This window comes from Methylosarcina fibrata AML-C10, from assembly GCF_000372865.1.
GTDB classification, from domain to species: domain Bacteria; phylum Pseudomonadota; class Gammaproteobacteria; order Methylococcales; family Methylomonadaceae; genus Methylosarcina; species Methylosarcina fibrata.
Genome location: NZ_KB889965.1, coordinates 3,028,162 through 3,048,125 on the forward strand (window position 1 = coordinate 3,028,162; position 19,964 = coordinate 3,048,125).

Genomic DNA, 19,964 nt, shown 5'->3' on the forward strand with positions numbered 1-19,964 from the left:
TAAAAATCTACAACTTCTTCTTTTTGGCCTTGATTTGCTGAATTTGCCTTTTTACCAGATGTTGGATCAGCAAGTCGCGATCCTGTTCCCTCATACTGATGAAATCGGCGCTGATCAGATACGGCGAACCGCCGGGACTTTCAGGCTCCAGCGTGCATTGAACGACTCTACCGCAAGTCACCATCAGCACCCGAAAAGAGAGCAGCATCAGCCGAAGCTCCAGAAACCTCTCCGGCTCGATGGCTTTATCGCTGTGAAACGCCAGACCTGAAGCGCTTAGGTTAATGGCCCGGGTATTTTTTTTATCCTCCGGATTGATCTGAAGCATGACGGACTGAGCAATCAGATCGATTTTGCTGTCGAGCAATTTCAGCAAAGGGGTGACGTCGGGATGGCTTTTTTCCATCCTGTGCAGCAATTTCCCGGTTTCCTCGGAGATACTGTCCAGCAACGAAGACAGAGTACACTCATTTAAAATGTTGTGAGCGTTCTGGCTGGATTCGGTCACGTCCTGTTCGTCTATGATTCTGTAATTCAGTTCGACCGTATCTTCGATACGAAAATATTGCCGCCTATTTTCAGCCCTGACCATATTCTAATTATGCTCTTCTATTTAGATTTTTTAATGATACCGTCTGCGATTAAATTCGGATTCGCGGAAAAACTGTCCGATCGTGCGGAAAAAGGATAACAAATTCTTGTATGGCGCGGTCTGCAAATGCCATTCGGCCATAACACGGAAAGCCTATTGTTTGACGAAAATATCGTTCAACTCCGTCAAAACTCTGTAAAATTCAAAATGCATGCCGGCCAATATCGCTTCCGCGTTTTGCAGTTTATTTTGCTGCCCAGCTTGTTCCAACATATAACATCGTGAAGAAAGCTCTTTCGCACCGACATTGGCGCTGATCGATTTCAAGCTATGGGCCAGCTTGCGCACCTGGTCCGCGTCATTACTTTCGATGCTCAGTTGCAACGATTTAAACGTCTGCTCGGCGTTTTGCTGGAATACCTGCTTTAAGTGCCCCATAAACTCGATATCGTTCGGGTCGTCGAAATTAAAATTCTGAAGAAGAAAGCTGAGATCGATCGCCGAACCCTGACTGCTCGATTCGACCGTATTCCGGGCAGGCGCGGCAATCGAACGGGACGGCTCTGCCCCGACCATCATGCGTTCCGGCAACCATTTTTGCAGTACTCCATTCAAATCCTGGCGCGTGAAAGGTTTGGTCACCCATTCATCCATGCCGACCGCCAGACATTTCGCTCTATCTTCCGCCAAAGCATGCGCCGTTAAAGCAATCACCGGTATGGGCGTCCGGACTCTTTCTTCGGACTCACGGCGCCTGATCGCCATAGTGGCCTGATAACCGTCCATCACCGGCATCTGGCAATCCATAAAAACGAGATCGTAGTGTTCGCGCTGTAATTCGTCGACCGCTTCCAGGCCGTTATTAACGATCTTGACCTGACAACCGAGACTCTCCAGCGCTCTTTTGGCCAACAACTGATTGGCGGGATAATCTTCAGCCACCAACAGACGTGCGCTGAACCGGCAATCAGCCACAAAATGGGTTTCCGCCGGCACGGCTGCCTTTTTTTCGAGTTCAACCCAGAACCAGAAAGTGGCTCCTTTACCCGGCTGACTGGTCACTCCGATGTTGCCTTCCATCAAGGTCACCAACTGTCTGGCAATGGCCAGACCCAGTCCCGTGCCTCCGAATACTCGGGTCATGGAGCCGTCGGCCTGAGAGAAGGCATCAAAAATCAGCGCCTGTTTATCTTCTTCAATGCCGATTCCGGTATCGCTTACTTCGAATAACAGACGGACTTTGCTCTCCGACAGGATCGGATGACTGGAAACTCTTAAAGTCACTTCTCCCTGCGCGGTAAATTTAATCGCATTGCTGAGCAGGTTGACCAGGATCTGGCTCAGCCTCAGCGAATCGCCCTCGACACAAGCCGGTAATTCGGAATGAATCAGACGGTAACCGAGACCTTTGACTTTTGCCTGGTTTTCGAACAGGTAAAAACTCTTTCCGATCATCTGATTGCAATCAAAAGGATGATAATCGAGAACGAATTTTCCCGACTCGATCTTGGAGAAATCCAGAATGTCGTTGATGACCCTAAGCAATAATTGAGCCGACTGCTGCACAATTTCTACGGAATGTCGCTGCTCCTGCGTCAGGTCGCTTTCCGATAAAAAATCGATCATGCCCAACACCGAATTCATCGGCGTTCGGATTTCATGGCTCATATTGGCTAAAAACTGGGATTTTGCCCGGTTAGCCATTTCAGCTTCTTCTTTTGAAGCCAGAGCATCCGCCACCGCCAGCTTAAGCACCTCATTTTTTTTCGAAAGCTCGGCCGTTCGCGCGCCCACCTGAAATTCCAGGTCGGCACGATGTTTGTCCAGCATTTCGTCCCGCTGCCGAATTTCAGCCAGCATGTCGTTGTAAACATCGATCAACTGGCCAAACTCGTCATTGCGGGTTTTTTCCACCCTGGTCGTAAATTTTTTCTCGATGGCCACCGCCTTCATGGCCTGCATTAATTCCAGTACCGGCGTTGAAAATATGCGTTGCAGCCGGGCCGAAACCAGCAGAGTTGAAAAGAGGGTAAATAAAACGATCATCCCGATAATTCGGTAAAATTGAAACAAAAACGTATTCAATCGGCTAAGATCGTCCACTAAATGAAGAACGCCGACGAATTCGTTGTCGATGAGAATGGGATGAAAAAGATGAAGCTGACCGTAACGGTCGTAGAGGGTCAGTTCCGAAAAGGGAGCTTCGCTGGGCCTGTTTGCCGTCAAACCGAATGGGCTCTTATACCATCCGCCCACTTTGCTGACGAGGGACGGCGCCGGCGCCATGCCTTCGATGGATGCAATTTCTTTTTTCACGAGCCGGATAATTTGCCTGCCGGCAAGTCTCTCCACTGCCCGGTAAGAAGTTTTGTATTCGGCGAAAACGGCCCCTTCGTCTTTATATAAAAAAGCCGCCACGACCTCCGGCTGGGTTCTTAGCATGCTCAGAGTCTGCTCGGCGGACTGGTAATCCACAAAAACCAACGCGACCGAACTGTTCCAGGAAACCATGTCCGCCAGCGAGGACAAGTTCCGCTCCGTTTCCTGTTTGCGGGTAATGTATTCGTTAATAATAATGGCAGAAGCAACCACCAATAAAGCCAGCAAGGAAGCCGCGCCAATAATCAGCATCAGCTTGTAGCGGATGGACGCGTCACGAAAGCTGATTTTCATTCCTCATCATTACCTGTATTTTTCACATTAATAATGGATGTCAATGCTAAAACTCGGGAACTGATTTTAATGCCTGACCTTGTCACTGCTTCCAGATTGACCTGAATATGTATCTTTCCGTCTTCCAATGCTAGATTGACCAAGCCTCCCCGCTCTAAAAAATCATCCCGTTCTCCGATAGTGAGCGCGGGCTGCCCCTCTATAAGGGAAAGCACTTGAATCAGGGCGGTTTCCTCCAATTCGCTCACATAGATCATGTTGCATTGATCCAGGTGGACCGGGTCGTGCATTTGAATAACATGAAGAGACCGCTTACCTAATGGTTTTTTTTCCATTTGCGCGAAGGCCTGCTGCATATTCTTATTGCCGAATACGCAAAGATTAATGTTAAGATTGTCTGCCCCTAAGGCCCCCTCGGGCCATTCGGTAAATCGGGCCAAATTTAACGATATGGCCGCCTTGACCATATATTCTCTGGCAAAATCGGCAGATTCGGCACGATAAGCGACACCCGCAAGAACAGCAAAAAACAACATGAATGCGACGCTTATCAATACATTCTTCTTCATATTTCGGTCAAGGCGATAATCAATCGGAACAGCCAGCCCAAACGACTCCTTAAACCGGTATCTTCAGATCGCCTCATTCGGTCTTGGTTGAAAAATATTGACTCCCGGGAACAACTTAATAATTTTTATGCTCCGGCCAGACAATCATGCATAATAATTAAAAAACCGAGCCATGCTTAAATTTTCAAATCCAATCAAACCATCGTCTGCCGATTCTTTCCATGTTTCGACAAAGACTTACTCAGCAGTGGATCTCTCTTCAAATACTCTCCAGACCATCAAAGCCATAACATGAAATAACAGAATTCCCGAAAATGATTGCAATTTTTGAAACAGCCTGTTTGAAGACACTCCCGGCAGAATAAAAACCGAGACAGCCTGGAATTCAAATAAAACTCTTGATTGCGGGAACCGGCCGGATGGGTCGAACTACAAACCCTACGACAAAAGCATCTTCCTGTCCAATCCCGCTATCAATAAATCCGGCTTTCGTACCGCTTGCCGCATTGCGTTCGAGCCTTTTCTCCAACCGGAGAAAAAACCGGGCAACACAAGCAATTTTTCAGTGAATTTTTCCGCCGGGACTGAGGCTGATTTTAATGGATGCGGTACAAAGAAGTTCGGAAAAATTATTATAAGGTTAAGCTTAGTTCAAAATCATCTTCAAGAGCTTTTACTTTATAGTAGAAATTGAAGAAATTTAACACCACGAATTCAAATGTTGGCCATAAACCGGAAAACGGCGGTGAGTCACACACTTCTTCCGTTGAAGACAGGCATCTTCTTACCCAAGCGACCTGTAACAATCGGCAATGACCTCTACACCGGCGACCGCCTGAAATATTCTCGAACCGGAAGTCATCGATTATTTCAAGCCGTCATTAAAAAATTCCGGCGATTGCAAGGGCCTCGCCAAGAATTGAGCTTATCGAGATGCCGGGCTGCATACCTTTCTATAAAAGGAAATTCATTAGACTCATGCTTGCCCTGGCTTGACTTGAAGGCCGGGAGCTTCCGGCGCCGTCGCCACCGGCGATAGGAAAAATCCTCAATAAACTCCGCAAGCCCGTTTTTTTGTGCAGACAGTATGAGGTTTTACCGAGATGGATAAAATGGAGGTTTAACGTCTTTTCTGGAAGGTAATGGATCAAGTTCCTGCCCGGAAATATTCCTTCCTGGTTGACGGATGAATCAACGGAACCGGACAGACTCGACTCCAGCCTTCCATTAAATATTGGAAAAATCGCATCGATATCGGACATTTACCGAGCGATCCGCAGCGACAGTCATCGGCGAGGCGCAACTTTCGGATAAAAGGCTTGGCGGAGCCCAAGCTCAAACCGCTCAAAAATCGAAATCAAAATCTTCAAAGTCCCCAAGCTGCTCTTTTAAGCGTTTCTTCTCCCAATACATTTCTATTTTCCGGCGAGCCGCCATTTTTTTTACCGCTTCCTCGTTCTCGGCAGGAAAAGCGGTGTACTCATCGATCAGATTCAAATCGAAATCTTCGATGTCGATGTCGCTTTCGTGCTTGGCTTTGTCAACTTCGGGTTCAACAGAAGGATTATTCGGTACGGATGGAGATGCTTCTTTAGTCATAGTAAAATCAACCTAAAAAATAAGTGCTTTATAATTATCAGTCACAAACTTGTAAAGAAAATTATTAAATTACCCTCATTTAATTGTTCGGATCGGTTCCGGTTGCCGGCGGCGGTCAATGGTTTTTTGCTCTTCCAATCGCTCGATTCATTAGAAAGAGGATTGCAATTGTTTCGACGGGAACGGACGGAGACCTGTGCCTCCTGCCTTAAAATCCATAACCTTGCTCAGGAATAGAATAGCATTTGTGATCAGCTCAGTTCTTAAATCTTCGTTAAATTGTCGAGCAATTAGAGCCTCGAGCTAACTCAATAATTCAACCCAGTGCACTATTTTTCCTGGGCGGACCGATTGCAAGTAACTTAAACAGCCGATATTGGCCGTCGCAATCAGGTCGGGCCGTCCCGCCTCCAGCGTCTTCAGTTTATTAGTCAGCAATTGCTTCGATATCTCCGGCTGTAATAAGGAATACGCTCCGGCCGATCCGCAGCAAAGGTGCGGATCGGCCACCACGGTGAGCTGATAACCGACCTGTTCCAGCAAGCCCTCCACCACGCCGATCAGTTTTTGCCCGTGCTGGAGAGTGCAAGGGGAATGAAACGCGATCTTCTTTCGCGTTTTTTTTAATTTGCTCAAATCTTCCGAAGCCAACACTTCGCCGACGTCTTTGACCGCCGCCGAGAACCGGGCGGCTTCCTCGGCATAAACCGGATCGTGCCGCAATAACCGGCCATAATCTTTGGCCATAACGCCGCAGGCGGACGCGGTCATGACGATGGCTTCGGCGCCCTGCTCCAGATAAGGCCGGCAGGCATCGATATTTTGACGCGCGAAAGCCAGAGCCAGACCGGGCTCGGACAAGTGACAGGCTAATGCGCCGCAGCATCCTCCCGCAGACACCGGTGTCAATGTCACGCCCAATTGATCCAGAACCCTCGCGGCAGCCACATCAATGGCCGGAGCCAGAGGCTGCTGCACACAGCCCGGAAGAATCAGCATTTTTCGGCCATGCCGAGGCTCGGGCCAAGCCGCCACGGCTGGTTTCGGCGGAATTTTGCTCCGCAGGGACTCGGGTAAAAGAAGCCTTGTCTTTCTTGCCAGATTCAGCAACGCCTCAAAACGGCGCCGGTAGGAAAACATTCGAACGATCAGGCGCCGCCTGAGCGCATCATGGAAGGAACGCCCGGCTTCCCTGTCCACCACCGCCCGTCCGGCCTCAAGCAATTGTCCATACCGGACTCCGGAAGGACATGCCGTTTCGCAGGACAAACAGGTCAGGCAGCGGTCGAGATGCCGCTGAGTCAACCGGGTAGCGGGCCGGCCTTCCAGCGCCTGTTTCATCAGATAGATTCTGCCGCGCGGGCCATCGCGCTCATCGCCCGTCAGTTGATAAGTCGGGCAGACCGCATTACAAAAACCGCAGTGCACGCAGGAGCGCAAGATGGCTTCCACTTCGTCTTTCTGCCGTGATTCACCGATCAAGTCGGTCAGTCTGGTTTGCATTACCACTCCCTGTACATTCTTCCGGGATTGAACAGGCCGGCGGGATCGAACGCCTTCTTGAGATGAGCGTTAATCTCTTGCAACTTGCCTGTCAGAGGCTGAAAAACATCGCCTGTTCGATCCTGACCTTTGAAAAGTACGGCATGACCCTGAGCTTGGGCCGCAAGAGCAAAGATTCGCGCCGCCGGCTCTTCGGATTTCAACCATCTTAATCCGCCGCCCCAGTCGTAATACCAGTGGCCCTCAAGAGCCAGCGGAGGCGTTGCCGAGGGGAGGCACAGCCTCCAAAGGTTTTGACCGGTTTGAAAAAATTCATGCCGCTGCTCGTTCAACTGCCGCCAATAGTCCGGTTCGGCGGTCACCGCATCGCCTCCGGTTTGAGCCGCTGCCGCCCTGACCGCCTTTTCGGCGCCAGAAAACCTGACGTAGAGCCTGCCTCCGTCGTAACTCAACCCGGAAATCGACAATGCTTTGTTCGCCAACTTCGTCATTCTGTCGAAAGCTTTTTCGGCATCGAGCTCGAAGCAACAGGTCAATTCCGCCTCCGGCAAGGGCAATACCTTTAACGAAATCTCCAGCAATACGCCCAAGGTACCCAGCGCCCCGGCCATTAATCTGGAAACATCGTAACCGGCCACGTTTTTGATCACTTCCCCGCCGAACGAGAGCACTTCGGCTTTGCCGTTGATGATCCTGCAGCCCAGGACGAAATCCCGCACCGAGCCGGTAAAGGGCCTTCGCGGTCCGGAAAAACCGCAGGCTACGGTTCCGCCCAGGGTCGCCCCGGCGTTGAAGGAAGGCGGCTCAAACGCAAGCATCTGCCCCGCTTGTGCCAATTCGCTTTGCAAATCGGACAATAACGTGCCGGCGCGCGCGGTGACGACCAGTTCCGACGGATAATAATTGACAATGCCTCGATGCTGTTCGACGCTCAGGACCTTTCCGGTCGTTTCCCGCCCGTAAAAAACCTTGCTCCCACCGCCGGTTATCGTCAACGGCGTCTTTTCAGCCAGGGCATCGGCCACGGCTTGCCGCAGCCTGTCCGTTCGATCGTTTGCAATTGGGTTGGTCATGCCTTGATGCGCGTTATTGATCCGGTAGCGAAAGTAAGTTGTGAAGGCCTCTTCTAGAAATCCAGCAAACCGAACAGATTTTTCGGATCTTCGGGTTCGGGGAGCATAGACAGTTCCGTGCCCAGCCGGTAAACACTCGCCAGTTCGTAAACGACCCGAAGAATCGAATAATCTTCCAGGGCAAAGCCGACCGAGTCAAATAAAGTAATCTCCTCAGCATTCTCTCGCCCGGCTTTTTTCCCGGCTATCAGCTCCCATAATTCCGCATGGACCTGGCCGGGGCCGACCTGTTGCGCTTCGCCTTCCTGCAGGCTTTGCGGCATGTATTCGACCACCAGTTTGACCTGCCGCAGCAAGTTTTCGGAAAATTCGGTCTTGCCCGGACAGTCTCCGCCCATGGCATGGATGTGAGTACCCGCAGCGATGTCGCCGATCTCAAACAAGGATTGCCGCTTCTTGGCGGCGGTGGCGGTGATGACGATGTCCGCACGAGAGACGGCCTCGATAATGCTTCGGCAGGGCATCAAAGCCCATCTTTGCCGTTTCAGATTGGCGGAAAATTTTGCCATGGCGCGGCTATCGCAATCGTAAAACCGGATGCTGTTCAGCCCGAAAAAGCGGGAAAAACCTATCGCCTGGAATTCCGCCTGCGCTCCGGTACCGATGATCGCCAACGAAGCCGCGTCATGGCGGGCAAGATAGCGGGCAGCTAATACTCCCGTTGCCGCCGTTCTGAATGCGGTTAACAAAGTCATATCGCAGATCATCAAAGGATAGCCGGCCTCGACCTCGCTTAATTGACCGACAGCGATCACGCTGAGCTTGTCTTTCAGAGTATTGCCCGGATGGCCGTTGACGTATTTGAAGGCATACAGGCTATTATCGGAACAGGGCATCAATTCGATAACGCCGTGAGGATAGTGAGTCGCATGGCGCGGCGATAGATTAAATTCGTGCCATCGACCGAAATCCTCTTCCAGAGCCAGGACGATGCGATCGAAAAATTTTTCCAGGCCAATAATATGTACCAGCTCACGGATATCGGTCACGGTAAGCAATTTCATAAAACAACACCGGCTCTTACGGATTCCATTCGACGATGAAATCCAGTGTATCGCTTATTTGAAGCGGGTCAAATTAAATCGGAAGGAAGAGATCCTGGTTCTTTTAAAAATCAAGAAGAAATGGCCGAAAAACCGGGGCATTAACGGAAACAATAATTCGTACGGGAAAGATTTTTTCAGGCAAGATAATGAATTCCGGAAAAAACCGAAATGAGGAGCCTTTAGAGAGGCCATCGGATTAGGTAGGAAATTTCGAAGAGATTCTCTCCGAAGGATGAACCTCTTCAAAATCGATGCGTTCTATGATCAACTAGGTCAACAACAGAAGCCTATGGCGAGACGTCTTCTGTCTCCACCCGTTCGGCTCAGCAAGAGATACAGCGCCGATAAGATTACAAGGACATTTTGTCATACAACGACAGCACCTGTTTGACATAATTCTGTGTCTCAGGATAAGGCGGTATGCTGTAGTTGTATTTGATCACCGCATTTTCGCCGGCATTGTAGGCGGCCACGGCCAGCTCCAGGTTCGGCGTGAACATTTCGATCAAGTCTTTCAGATAACGGGTGCCGCCCTCGATATTTTGATCGGGATCGGTCAGATTGGTCACTCCGTAACGTTTCGCGGTGTCCGGCATAAGCTGCATCAGGCCCACGGCGCCCGCCGAGGAAACGGCATGGGCATTGTAGGCGGATTCGGTTTGAATCACCGCATGCACCAACCGCGGGTCAACCCGGTGTTTGTACGCCGCCTGATTGATCAGGTCGGCAAACTTGCTTTTATTGCGCAGCCGGGACATTATGGAAGGTTTGCCCGAAAAAGTTCCGGTGCGGTAATAACGCGACGAATAATAATGCGGCAGCGCCGACTCCAGGACACGCTTATAGCCGCTCTGAAGAGGCTTAACATTAGTATAATGGGTCTGGCCATTGCCATCGGTATAACGATAGATATCGGCCAGAACCCCTTTCGAGATGAAAAAGGCCAATAAAATTAATGTTATTCTCATTATTCCCCCTATCCAGCAGGATTGATCACTACTAAACTTGCAGCTTTAACAGCTCTTTTTCTAGCTTCTTCAATACTCTTGGCATTTGCTAAAGCCACTCCCATGCGCCTGTTGACAAACGACTCAGGCTTGGCGAATATTCGGACTTCACTGTCCGGTACGGCCAATGCGTCGGCCAGACCTTCGTAAACAAGATCGCGGCCGTTGAATTTTCCGAGAATAACTGCACTCGCACCCTCTCTGATCAGAGAGGTATCTACCGGCAACCCCAAAATGGCCCTGGCGTGCAGCTCGAATTCATTTTGTTTCTGAGTTACCATTGTAACCATACCTGTATCGTGTGGTCTGGGACTTACTTCACTAAACCACACTTTTTCTCCCTTTACGAACAATTCTACGCCAAATACACCCAATCCGCCGATTTCGTCGGTGACTTTTTCGGCGATTTCCCGCGCCGATTCAATCGCGGCCGGGCTCATCGCTTGGGGTTGCCAGCTTTCCCGGTAATCGCCCTGCTCCTGAACGTGCCCGATAGGCTCGCAAAAATAGGTCCGGACGGCGCCTTGTTCGTTCAGCGCCCGCACCGTCAGCAAGGTAATTTCGAAATCGAAATCGATGCTGGCCTCAATGATCACCTTGCCGGTATCGACGCGTCCGCTGGATCTGGCGTAATCCCACGCGGCTTTAAGCTGTTCAGGACTTTTTACCCGCGACTGACCTTTGCCGGAAGACGACATCGTCGGCTTAACAAAGCAAGGATAGCCGATATTTTTTCCGACCGCCAGCTCTAATTCTTCAAAGCTCCCGGCAAAAGCATAAGCCGACGTCGGAAGTTTCAGTTTTTCCGCCACCAGCGTCCGGATGCCTTCCCTGTTCATGGTCAATTGGATCGCTCTGGCGTTCGGAACGACGGTGCAACCGCCCTCGTTTTCTATCTCGGTCAGGGCCTCCGTCGCGATCGCTTCAATTTCGGGAATGATGAAGTCGGGCTGCTCCAGGGCAATCAGTTTTTTTACCGCTTCGCCGTCGGTCATGTCGATCACGTGGCTGCGATGAGCAACCTGCTGAGCCGGGGCATCGGCATAGCGGTCGACGGCGATCACTTCAATGCCGTAGCGTTGCAGCGAAATGACCAGTTCCTTGCCGAGTTCGCCGCTGCCGAGCAACAGAGCCTTGGTGGAACCATTGGATAATGCCGTGCCTATTTTCATTTTGAACCGGATAAATAGTTGTCGATGTCTTCTTTGGAAAAACCGATCTTTTTCGCCACGCGGTCGGCATGACTGACCCTCGAAATGCCGGGAATCAATCGATAAGTCGGCGCCTCGTGGGCAAATTCGACCTGCTTCGGAATGCCGATGCCCTCGGCGACGAAATGATCGACCAACTGATGATTGTGGGTAATCAGCACGGTGCTATTGCCTTTACGGTAAAAGCCGTTCAGCACGGTAGCGGACGATTCCATTTTTTCTTCGAAGGTCGTTCCTTCCGATAACTCGTCCAGAACCACGAGGCTTTTCGCCGTCGTCGCCAGAAAAATGTCCTTGGTTCGTTTTAATTCGGTGCCGAAGCGCCCTTCGCCGTCGACCAGATGGCTGATTTCGGGCGCCTGATAAAAAATCCGGTCGGCCACGGTCAGACTGGCGGATTTCGCCGGCACGAAACAACCTATCTGGGCCAGCACCTGAATCTGGGTGATGGTCTTGCAGAAAGCCGTCTTGCCGCCGCTGTTGGGTCCGGTAACCAGCACCAGCTTGTCGTCTTCGAGCACGAAGTCGTTGCCGACGTAATTGGGATTGGCTTTGCCCAGCACCGGATTCTTGGCGTCGACCAGCTTGATGCGGTGATGAGGTGCGTCCACCAGTTCGGGCAGGACCATGTCGCTGCCAAAATCCTCGGCAAACGTCACAAAAGACAGCAACTCATCGATTTCACCGAGGGCGTCCAGCGCTTCGCCCACCGCTTCGGAATTTTTGAACAGATTTCTTAACGGAATAATGCAGTTGTCCCGGTCGTAGCCGCCGACGATCGGAAAATACACCAGCAACAACGGCGCGAAGAAAATGATTTGAGCCGGCGTCGTGATGTTCATGGCCATCGGCAACAAAGCCAGAATGACCGCCAGCAGAATAAAAATGAGCGGCTTGAATAGCCGGGGCTTGAAAATCACTGAAAAAGGAAAGAGGCCTTTCTTCTCCTCCCTGCTTTGGATGACGCCTTCGGTGACATAAACCGGCCCCTTCATCAGCGAATATTCCCGGGTCTTCGCAAACGAGGCGATCCGGCCGAATACGTCGCTCAAATACCGGCTTTCGGGCGGCACGGCGCGCTGCACTCCTTCCACCAGCTCCAGCATGAAACGGACGCCTCTTCGGTATTGAGCATAGCCGTAGCCCTCGATTTCATGCTCGCCCCTGGCCGTCCCCAGGGAACCGATGAAGAGCCCGTACAACAGCATATAAAAATGGTTTTCCCCGGCGGCGGCGTGTTTCAGGAGGCGTTCGATGCTTTCCCGGAGCTCCGGATTGTTTCTGATTTCCTCGGCCGCCGCCTGCTTTGCCTTGAGATGATCGAGATCATTCGAGGGCTGCGTCAAGGAGCGATAAAGAAACGCCTGGCCGACGGTGGTCTGTGCGGAGTTAACGGTTTCGAAAACCTTGTCCAGCTCGATCGTATTGAAAGCGCTTTCATCGACGACGCCTTCGCCGGTGCCTAAAGGCTGACTGGACTTCACGGCGGGCCAGGCCTCTGTCCAACTTTGTAATAGGGTTTCTTTCATGATGTCCGCTCTTGATCGTCTGGAGACAAAAAAGGAATGCAACTCAAATCCATCGGTTTAATTTTAAAAAATCCCGCTCCGGTTGTCCGCTTGTTTGCCGAAAGAAGTCCCTGCCCGACCGTTTTATCTTGCCTGATAAGCGGTAGGCTGAAGCGGAATCCCGGCCTTCATGCCCGGAACCTTAAAGCCGAGAATCAATTATACCGGCAAGCGCGTCGGCATGGGCTTCCGAATCGTTCAGCGCCGGAATGTAATGATAAACGGATCCTCCGGCATTAATAAAGACCGCTTTGTTTTCCATCGCGATTTCTTCCAGGGTTTCCAGGCAGTCCACGGCAAAACCGGGACAGACGACGTCCACTTTCTTGATGCCTTGCGCAGGAAGTCCTTGCAAAGTCTCCAGGCAGTACGGCTTGAGCCATTCGGCCTTGCCGAAACGCGACTGAAACACCATCAGCCACTCGTTTTCACCGAGGCCCAATTGCTCCGCAATCAGCTCCGCCGTTTCCCGGCAATGATAAAAATAAGGATCGCCCCACCGGGTTAATACTTCGGGCAGGCCGTGAAACGACATCAACAACAGATCGTTTTTGCCGTGCTCGCGCCAGCTTTGCCGGATGGATTCGGCCACCGCCGCAATATAGCGGGGATGGCGATGGTAATCGCTGATGAAGTGCAGATCGGGCAGATGGAACCAACCGTTCAATTCGCTGACCGCCGCGTCGTAGACGGAAGCCGTCGTGGTCGACGAATACTGCGGATAGAGCGGCAATACGATCAGTTTTTCCATGCCCTGCGCCTTAAAAGCGGCCAGCCGGCTGCCGACCTGAGGTTCGCCGTAACGCATCGCGTAATCGGTTATGACGCCTTTTGCCTGAAGCCTGGAAGCGATTTTCCCGGTTAACTGCCGGGTCAGAAAAATCAGAGGCGAACCTTTAATATCCCAGATTTTGCGGTAAGCCAGGGCCGACCGGCGCGGCCGAAACGGCAGCACGAAAAAATGAAGAACGACCCACCACACAGGCCTGGGCAGATTGACGACGCGTCGGTCCCAGAGAAAATCCCTGAGAAAACGCCGCACAGACTTGGCCGTCGGCGCCTCCGGAGAACCGAGATTGACCAGCAGAACGCCGGTTTTTTTAGCGGACATGGCCTAGCGGCGTCGGATCAGATTCAGAAATTCCGAACGCGTGCTGAGCTCTTTACGGAAAATGCCGGTCATCACCGACGTGGTCATGACCGAATTCTGTTTTTCGATGCCCCGCATCATCATGCACAAATGCTGGGCCTCGATAACGACCGCAACTCCCTTGGCGTCTACCGCATGCTCGATGGCGTCGGCGATCTGTTTGGTCAGCTTTTCCTGAATCTGCAGGCGCCGTGCATACATATCGACCACGCGCGCCACTTTGGACAAGCCCAGCACTTTGCCGCGGGGCAGATAGCCGACGTGGCATTTTCCGATAAACGGCAACAAATGGTGCTCGCACAAAGAATACAGTTCGATGTCTTTAATGATGACCATGTCTTCGGTGTCGGCGGTAAAAATGGCGTTGTTCAGCACCTCATCAAGCGTTTTTGCATAACCGTTATTGAGAAACTTGAATGCCTTGGCCGCACGCGCGGGAGTATCCTTCAAACCTTCACGGTTCAAATCCTCGCCGATGGCTTCGATAATTTTGGCAAAATGTTCTTCCACGAGCTGATCCTAAATTGAGAAAAATACAAGGCAGTATACCTCATTGCCAAGTGAATTTTAATGCTTCCAGCAATACCGACTCATCCGCGCCCCGTTTGCCCGCCTGTTCACTGATGTGCCGGCGCCAGGCCCGGGCGCCGGCGGCGCCGTGAAATAGGCCCAGAATATGCCGCGACACACTGTGCAGGCGGGTATCGGTCTTCAGTTGCCGGCGGACATAGGGAATCAACCGCTCCAGGATCTCCTCGCGGCTAACGATGGGAGCGTCGGTTTCGCCGAAAATACGCCGGTCGACTTCCGCCAGGAGATAAGGATTATGATAGGCTTCCCGGCCTATCATGACGCCGTCCACGCGGGTCAGCGCCTCTTCCGCCTGGCTTAACGACGTAATGCCTCCGTTCAGAACAATGTCAAGATCCGGAAAATCCTCTTTCAATTGAAAAACCACTTCGTACCGCAGCGGCGGCACGTCCCGGTTTTGTTTGGGCGACAAACCCTTGAGCCAGGCTTTGCGGGCATGGACGATAAAGGTCTCGCAGCCGGCTTCGGCCACGGTGGCGACAAAATTCACCAGCTCTTCGTAGGAATCGCGCTCGTCGATCCCGATCCTGGACTTGACCGTCACCGGTATCGAGACACTGTCCCGCATCGCCGCCACGCAATCGGCCACCAGTTGCGGCTCGGCCATCAGGCAGGCGCCGAAACGCCCGTTTTGCACCCGGTCGCTGGGGCAACCGACGTTCAGATTGACCTCGTCGTAGCCGTGATCCTCGACCATCCGGGCGCACGTCGCCAGATCGTCGGGATGGCTGCCACCCAGTTGAAAAGCGACCGGGTTCTCGGCCGGATCGAACGCCAGAAAGCGCTCGCGATCCCCGTGGATCAATGCTCCGGTCGTCACCATTTCGGTATAAAGCAGAGCATGCCGGGTCAGCAGGCGGTGGAAATAACGGCAATGCCGGTCGGTCCAGTCCAGCATCGGGGCTATACAGAACCTGTGAGCCTTGAATTGATTGGGTTCTGGATCGTTAGCCGCTTTGTCGGCTGAGCTCAACATGCGATATTTGTCGATATTTTTAAACATTTTCTGAGTATTCTTAATTATTTTGGCGCTTCAATTTGCTCAAAAAATTGGACTGATTTTGTCGATTTTTGGCTTCAAATTCATTAAAAACCACAAATTATATCTTTCGCACTTCAAAATTCGGCAGTATGCCCCTTCTCCCACATTGGGAGAGGGCTGGGGTGAGGGTTTAATAAAACTGAATTTGATGTGCGGACACTATAGCTCGCTCCCTCAGCTACCCGTGCGCAAATGCAATTCATTGCGGGCAATCTTTGACGTTAACGTTCCGACCACTAATGCCTTGGCTAGAAGTTTACCGGACTTAATTCATCGGTAATTCTGTCGTCGCCGAGCCTAGCCAAAGTAGCGATCCACCGATCTGTCTGCCAATGGCAGCCGTTGCCGGCCCATAGGGCTTTGACTTGAACTAAGGCCTCTGGGAGTGAAAAGAACTTGACGTATTGCTGTTTTCCCCTAAAAGACAGCGTCACCTTTTTCCAAAGGAGTGAACCAACCAACTATTGTAAAATGCCTTGAGCCGATTACCAACTTACCGGTTGATGGAAAATAATCAACTCCGGTTTACATCTTTGCTTTCGAAAGTAGTTCTTGGCGCTAAGCTAATTCCGTTTCGATGGAATCAACCGTCTCAAAGAAGGAGGTAGCCCGAATATATTTATGATAGTCCTCATGCTGAAGAGGGTTAAGCGCCTCGATAAGATCTGGGCCACACACAGCCATTTTTGTGAAATCGCGCTTAGCTGATTATCCAATCTCATAATGTTGGCTGGCTGTTATCGATCCTAAACGGAAAGTCACGGAAATATTTTTAATTTCAGGTTAAAATTCCCAAACAGACGTTCAAATCGAAGATAGCCCCACATCTAGGCAGAGTTGGACAAAATGAAGTCCCGCATTTATGCTTTAACCATTGGAAATATATAGATTTCAGCATATTTAAGGCACAAAAATGGCTTCCGGGGCACTATTAAGACAACTTATTAAGTCAGGGTCAGAGGGCGACTCGGAATCTTTTCGTCGTGTTTCGGAAAAAATCATTCAGGAAGAACGGGATAAACAGCACCATCTTTTGGCCAACGACTTGGAAAAAATCCTTTACGGCCGACGCAGCTCTTCCGAACAAGCAAAGCGGTTTGTATTCTCGAAACTGCCTGAAGACAAAGAGCGCGGCTTGGCGCTATTGCAGATAAAGGAACCCTTACGCCGAATTGATGATGTGGTTTTGTCTGATGAAAATCGTTCTCTGTTGGACGAAATCCTAGAAGAGCATCATCGTGTAGAAACTCTTAAGTCGCATGGCTTATTTCCTGCGGACAGGCTACTTTTTTGCGGCCCCCCAGGCTGCGGCAAAACGCTATCGGCAGAAGTTGTAGCCGCAGAATTAAGTTTGCCTTTGGCAATTGTCCGAATCGACAGCGTTGTTTCTTCTTATCTGGGCGAGACCGCTGCAAACCTGCGTAAGGTGTTCGACTTTATCGCCGCTGTTCCTATGGTAGTTTTATTCGACGAGTTTGATGCATTGGCAAAAGAGCGTGCCGACAGTGCTGAACATGGCGAGTTAAAGCGCGTTGTGAATGCTTTTTTACAACTGTTGGACGCTTATGACGGTAAAAGTCTGTTAATCGCAGCCACCAATCATGAAGGTATTTTAGATTCCGCAATTTGGCGACGCTTTGACGAAGTGTTAGTTTTCGAAGCTCCCAATTTGGAACAGCTCAAACGCTTACTTAGCATCAAACTTAAAGGTGTACGGAGGGAATTCGAGATCGACAACGGCAAAATTTCTGGATTGCTCAAAGGAATGTCACATGCCGATGTCGAACGGGTTTTACGTCGTGCCATTAAAGAAAAAGTTTTATCAGGTAAGGAGTTTTTAACCGAACGTCACATTCAATCAGCCATCCGCCGTGAAGATGCAAGAAGGAATCGAGTTTCTAAACAGGAATAGTTATTCATGACATCAAGTTATCCACATTTGCCGCTGCAACGTGAAGAACCAATCACAGAGAAAAGGCCTGGTAATCCACCGCGTTTTAAAGAGCCTGCCGATCCGGCAGAACATGCAAAAAACCTTGGATTACAGCTAAAACACACAATCCAACAAACAGAGAAAGATATTGGTGGTTTTGATGACCGCAAACTGTTTCGTTTTCAGATAGAAAAAGGCTTCAATCCCGATGAACTCAGGAAGATTTCCAAAGAAATTGAATTCGTTAGTCAAGAGAACGACGAAATAGTGGTTGCCTTTATAAGCCACTCAGCTCTGCAATCATTCGAGGCCAGATTAGCATCAATAGCTAAAGGGGAAACCGTTACCAACAAACAAATCTATTACGCATTGCATGCGATGAGTGGATGGACTCCGAACGATAGAATCGGTTGGTCATTAAAACAGGAAGGATTCCCAGAAACGGAAAGCTTTTACCTCGACCTTGAACTTTGGCCAATTGAGGATAACCCCAAAGAGCGTCAGTTGCTTTTAAGTCGTTTCGAATCCTGGCTAAGAGAAAATAGCATCGAATCTCCTGACAGCGTTAAACAACCTGGCCTGACTATTTATCGTGTTCGTTGTGATCGTAATCAAGCAGAAAAATTGCTGCATCACCGCGATATACGGATCGTTGATTTACCGCCGCGTTTTGGCCTAAATTTGAGGCATCTCGGTTTAGATATTCAGCAGTTCCCCATCCCCCCTTCGCCATTACCCAATGCACCTGGGGTTGTGGTTTTAGATAGTGGACTGGCAAGCGGGCACCCGTTGTTGGGACCAGCGGTGGGCGATGCGCAAAGCTTTTTACCCGGTCACATGGCAGCAGATGAAACGGGGCATGGCACACATGTCGCAGGTATTGCTCTTTATGGCGACTTGACTAAGTCAATAGAGGCTGGCTCGTTTACTCCGGAATTACGTCTTTTTAGCGGCCGTATTCTGGATAAAAACAATGAAAATGATGGCCTGATAGAAAACCATATTGACGATGCTGTTCGATATTTTGTCGATCAATACAATTGTCAGGTTTTCAACCTGTCTTTCGGCGACAGCCGCAAGCCTTATCTGGGTGGACACTTACGCGGTTTGGCATATACCCTGGACAGGCTGTCGCGTGAATTAGGCGTTTTATTCATTGTATCGGCTGGTAATGTCCTGCCCGGACAGATGGATGGTCTGGCTTGGAAACAGAATTATCCCCAGTATTTAGTCGATGATGAGTGGGCGATTATCGATCCGGCCACAGCACTCAATGTGCTGACCATTGGCAGTATGGCTCGCTGGGAGGCTAGTCTGAATGCTCAGCGTTATAGTCATGACCCCGCTGAATTGCCCGTAGCTAAAACCGAACAACCATCACCGTTTACTCGTCATGGCCCTTCCGTTGGTGGCGCCATAAAGCCTGAGTTGGTCGCCTTCGGCGGCAACTGGGCCTTGAATGCTCGTAATGGCGCCAATCATATAATCGAACAGGGTTTAGGCGAGTTATCCACCTGTTTAGACTTTGCACAAGAAAGTCTACTCGGGGTTAAATGCGGCACAAGCTTTGCTGCTCCGCATATTGCCCATATAGCAGGGAAAGTGCTATCTGAGCATCCGGAAGCCAGCTCCAATTTAATACGTGCTTTATTGGTAACCCATGCTGCGATACCCAACGCTTCATTGGATATTTTTGATGATCAAGACTATGTCAGAAAAGTGTTGGGCTACGGTCACGTCGATGCACGGGCACTATTCAAATCATTGGAAAATGAAGTAAACCTGATTGCCGAAGGCGCGATCGAGAACAAGCGGCATCATTTTTACGAATTATTGATACCGGACGACTTTGTCTCATCAGGCAAACGGGTACGCGAAATAGTAGTCAGCCTAGCCCATACGCCGCTGGTTCGATCAACTCGCGTAGCCTATAAAGCTACTCGCTTGTATTATCAATTAATTGCTGCGTCGGATCTCGATCATGCGGTCAAAATGTTTAGCAAGGCAACCAGCGAGGATGACTTTAAAAATATACCAGAATTACCCAAAGCTAGTGTTAGTTGGAGACGTAGAAGCCAAGGTACGGTTCAAAGTGCAATGTGGCAATTTAAGCAAATCAACCGCAATTCCAAATTAAAAACCGATAAGCTCTTCGTAGTCGTTACTAGAAATGATCATCCTTGGGGTGAGGCTATTACCAATACATCCGAGGAATACTCGCTGGTTGTTTGTTTACGTGACCGTGAGAATCAGCAAGCCAAACTATACAGTCAAATTCAGAGTCGCTTACAACAACGTCAACGAGCAAGGGCAAGAGGTTAACGATTTACCTGCCAGTAGCATGATT

General features: G+C 50.4%; 15 protein-coding genes. 2 read left to right on the forward strand and 13 right to left on the reverse strand.

Translation table 11 applies throughout. The features are described 5' to 3' along the window. Nucleotides 1-7: 7 nt before the first annotated feature. The 13 genes from A3OW_RS0114265 to dusA form a co-directional block, all read right to left on the reverse strand. On the reverse strand, nt 8-592 hold the full coding sequence (locus A3OW_RS0114265; protein WP_020564122.1) for a PilZ domain-containing protein: 585 nt from the start codon (nt 590-592) through the stop codon (nt 8-10). A gap of 153 nt (nt 593-745) precedes the next feature. Further along, the gene (locus A3OW_RS25065; RefSeq protein ID WP_020564124.1) at nt 746-3,265 is read right to left on the reverse strand and encodes an ATP-binding protein; all 2,520 of its coding nucleotides are present in this window, start codon (nt 3,263-3,265) and stop codon (nt 746-748) included. Continuing rightward, entirely contained in the window at nt 3,262-3,834 is a 573-nt protein-coding gene (locus A3OW_RS0114280; protein WP_020564125.1) for a YfiR family protein, read from the reverse strand. Before A3OW_RS0114280 ends, A3OW_RS25065 begins: the two co-directional genes overlap by 4 nt. Before the next feature lie 1,344 nt (nt 3,835-5,178). After that, complete coding sequence (locus tag A3OW_RS0114285) at nt 5,179-5,433, reverse strand: PA3496 family putative envelope integrity protein (RefSeq protein WP_020564126.1); 255 nt, start codon at nt 5,431-5,433, stop codon at nt 5,179-5,181. A gap of 303 nt (nt 5,434-5,736) precedes the next feature. Next, entirely contained in the window at nt 5,737-6,936 is a 1,200-nt protein-coding gene (gene glcF, locus A3OW_RS0114290) for a glycolate oxidase subunit GlcF (protein WP_020564127.1), read from the reverse strand. Further along, entirely contained in the window at nt 6,936-8,009 is a 1,074-nt protein-coding gene (glcE, locus tag A3OW_RS0114295) for a glycolate oxidase subunit GlcE (RefSeq protein ID WP_020564128.1), read from the reverse strand. The genes glcF and glcE overlap by 1 nt, the downstream gene beginning before the upstream one ends. Nucleotides 8,010-8,062: 53 nt before the next feature. After that, nucleotides 8,063-9,073, reverse strand: coding sequence for an ornithine cyclodeaminase (locus tag A3OW_RS0114300; protein WP_020564129.1), 1,011 nt, complete (start codon nt 9,071-9,073; stop codon nt 8,063-8,065). A gap of 392 nt (nt 9,074-9,465) precedes the next feature. After that, a complete protein-coding gene (locus tag A3OW_RS0114310) occupies nt 9,466-10,083 on the reverse strand; it encodes a lytic transglycosylase domain-containing protein (protein WP_020564131.1) in 618 nt (205 codons plus the stop codon). 8 nt (nt 10,084-10,091) lie between these two features. Beyond that, entirely contained in the window at nt 10,092-11,294 is a 1,203-nt protein-coding gene (purT, locus tag A3OW_RS0114315; protein ID WP_020564132.1) for a formate-dependent phosphoribosylglycinamide formyltransferase, read from the reverse strand. Next, nucleotides 11,291-12,862, reverse strand: a complete 1,572-nt coding sequence (locus A3OW_RS0114320; protein WP_020564133.1) for a MutS-related protein — start codon at nt 12,860-12,862, stop codon at nt 11,291-11,293. Before A3OW_RS0114320 ends, purT begins: the two co-directional genes overlap by 4 nt. Before the next feature lie 181 nt (nt 12,863-13,043). Then, nucleotides 13,044-14,012, reverse strand: a complete 969-nt coding sequence (hemH, locus tag A3OW_RS0114325) for a ferrochelatase (protein WP_020564134.1) — start codon at nt 14,010-14,012, stop codon at nt 13,044-13,046. A gap of 3 nt (nt 14,013-14,015) precedes the next feature. Then, nucleotides 14,016-14,561: a GTP cyclohydrolase I FolE gene (gene folE, locus A3OW_RS0114330; RefSeq protein ID WP_020564135.1), complete on the reverse strand. Its 546-nt coding sequence runs from the start codon at nt 14,559-14,561 to the stop codon at nt 14,016-14,018. Nucleotides 14,562-14,601: 40 nt separating this feature from the next. After that, nucleotides 14,602-15,645 (reverse strand): tRNA dihydrouridine(20/20a) synthase DusA, encoded by a 1,044-nt coding sequence (gene dusA / locus A3OW_RS0114335; RefSeq protein WP_020564136.1) that lies wholly within the window; start codon nt 15,643-15,645, stop codon nt 14,602-14,604. A 952-nt stretch (nt 15,646-16,597) separates the two neighbouring features. Between dusA and A3OW_RS0114345 the strand changes: the two genes are divergently transcribed. Further along, the gene (locus tag A3OW_RS0114345; RefSeq protein WP_020564138.1) at nt 16,598-17,596 is read left to right on the forward strand and encodes an AAA family ATPase; all 999 of its coding nucleotides are present in this window, start codon (nt 16,598-16,600) and stop codon (nt 17,594-17,596) included. Between the two features lie 6 nt (nt 17,597-17,602). Beyond that, nucleotides 17,603-19,939 carry a S8 family peptidase gene (locus A3OW_RS0114350; protein WP_051091820.1) on the forward strand — a complete coding sequence of 779 codons (2,337 nt, stop codon included), beginning with the start codon at nt 17,603-17,605 and terminating at the stop codon, nt 19,937-19,939. Nucleotides 19,940-19,964 lie beyond the last annotated feature (25 nt).

Excerpts from the sequence above, each read along its gene's own strand:
- A3OW_RS0114265 (WP_020564122.1), bottom strand. The coding sequence starts at position 592 with ATGGTCAGGGCTGAAAATAGGCGGCAATATTTTCGTATCGAAGATACG.
- A3OW_RS25065 (WP_020564124.1), bottom strand. The coding sequence starts at position 3,265 with ATGAAAATCAGCTTTCGTGACGCGTCCATCCGCTACAAGCTGATGCTG.
- A3OW_RS0114280 (WP_020564125.1), bottom strand. The coding sequence starts at position 3,834 with ATGAAGAAGAATGTATTGATAAGCGTCGCATTCATGTTGTTTTTTGCT.
- A3OW_RS0114285 (WP_020564126.1), bottom strand. The coding sequence starts at position 5,433 with ATGACTAAAGAAGCATCTCCATCCGTACCGAATAATCCTTCTGTTGAA.
- glcF (WP_020564127.1), bottom strand. The coding sequence starts at position 6,936 with ATGCAAACCAGACTGACCGACTTGATCGGTGAATCACGGCAGAAAGAC.
- glcE (WP_020564128.1), bottom strand. The coding sequence starts at position 8,009 with ATGACCAACCCAATTGCAAACGATCGAACGGACAGGCTGCGGCAAGCC.
- A3OW_RS0114300 (WP_020564129.1), bottom strand. The coding sequence starts at position 9,073 with ATGAAATTGCTTACCGTGACCGATATCCGTGAGCTGGTACATATTATT.
- A3OW_RS0114310 (WP_020564131.1), bottom strand. The coding sequence starts at position 10,083 with ATGAGAATAACATTAATTTTATTGGCCTTTTTCATCTCGAAAGGGGTT.
- purT (WP_020564132.1), bottom strand. The coding sequence starts at position 11,294 with ATGAAAATAGGCACGGCATTATCCAATGGTTCCACCAAGGCTCTGTTG.
- A3OW_RS0114320 (WP_020564133.1), bottom strand. The coding sequence starts at position 12,862 with ATGAAAGAAACCCTATTACAAAGTTGGACAGAGGCCTGGCCCGCCGTG.
- hemH (WP_020564134.1), bottom strand. The coding sequence starts at position 14,012 with ATGTCCGCTAAAAAAACCGGCGTTCTGCTGGTCAATCTCGGTTCTCCG.
- dusA (WP_020564136.1), bottom strand. The coding sequence starts at position 15,645 with ATGTTTAAAAATATCGACAAATATCGCATGTTGAGCTCAGCCGACAAA.
- A3OW_RS0114345 (WP_020564138.1), top strand. The coding sequence starts at position 16,598 with ATGGCTTCCGGGGCACTATTAAGACAACTTATTAAGTCAGGGTCAGAG.
- A3OW_RS0114350 (WP_051091820.1), top strand. The coding sequence starts at position 17,603 with ATGACATCAAGTTATCCACATTTGCCGCTGCAACGTGAAGAACCAATC.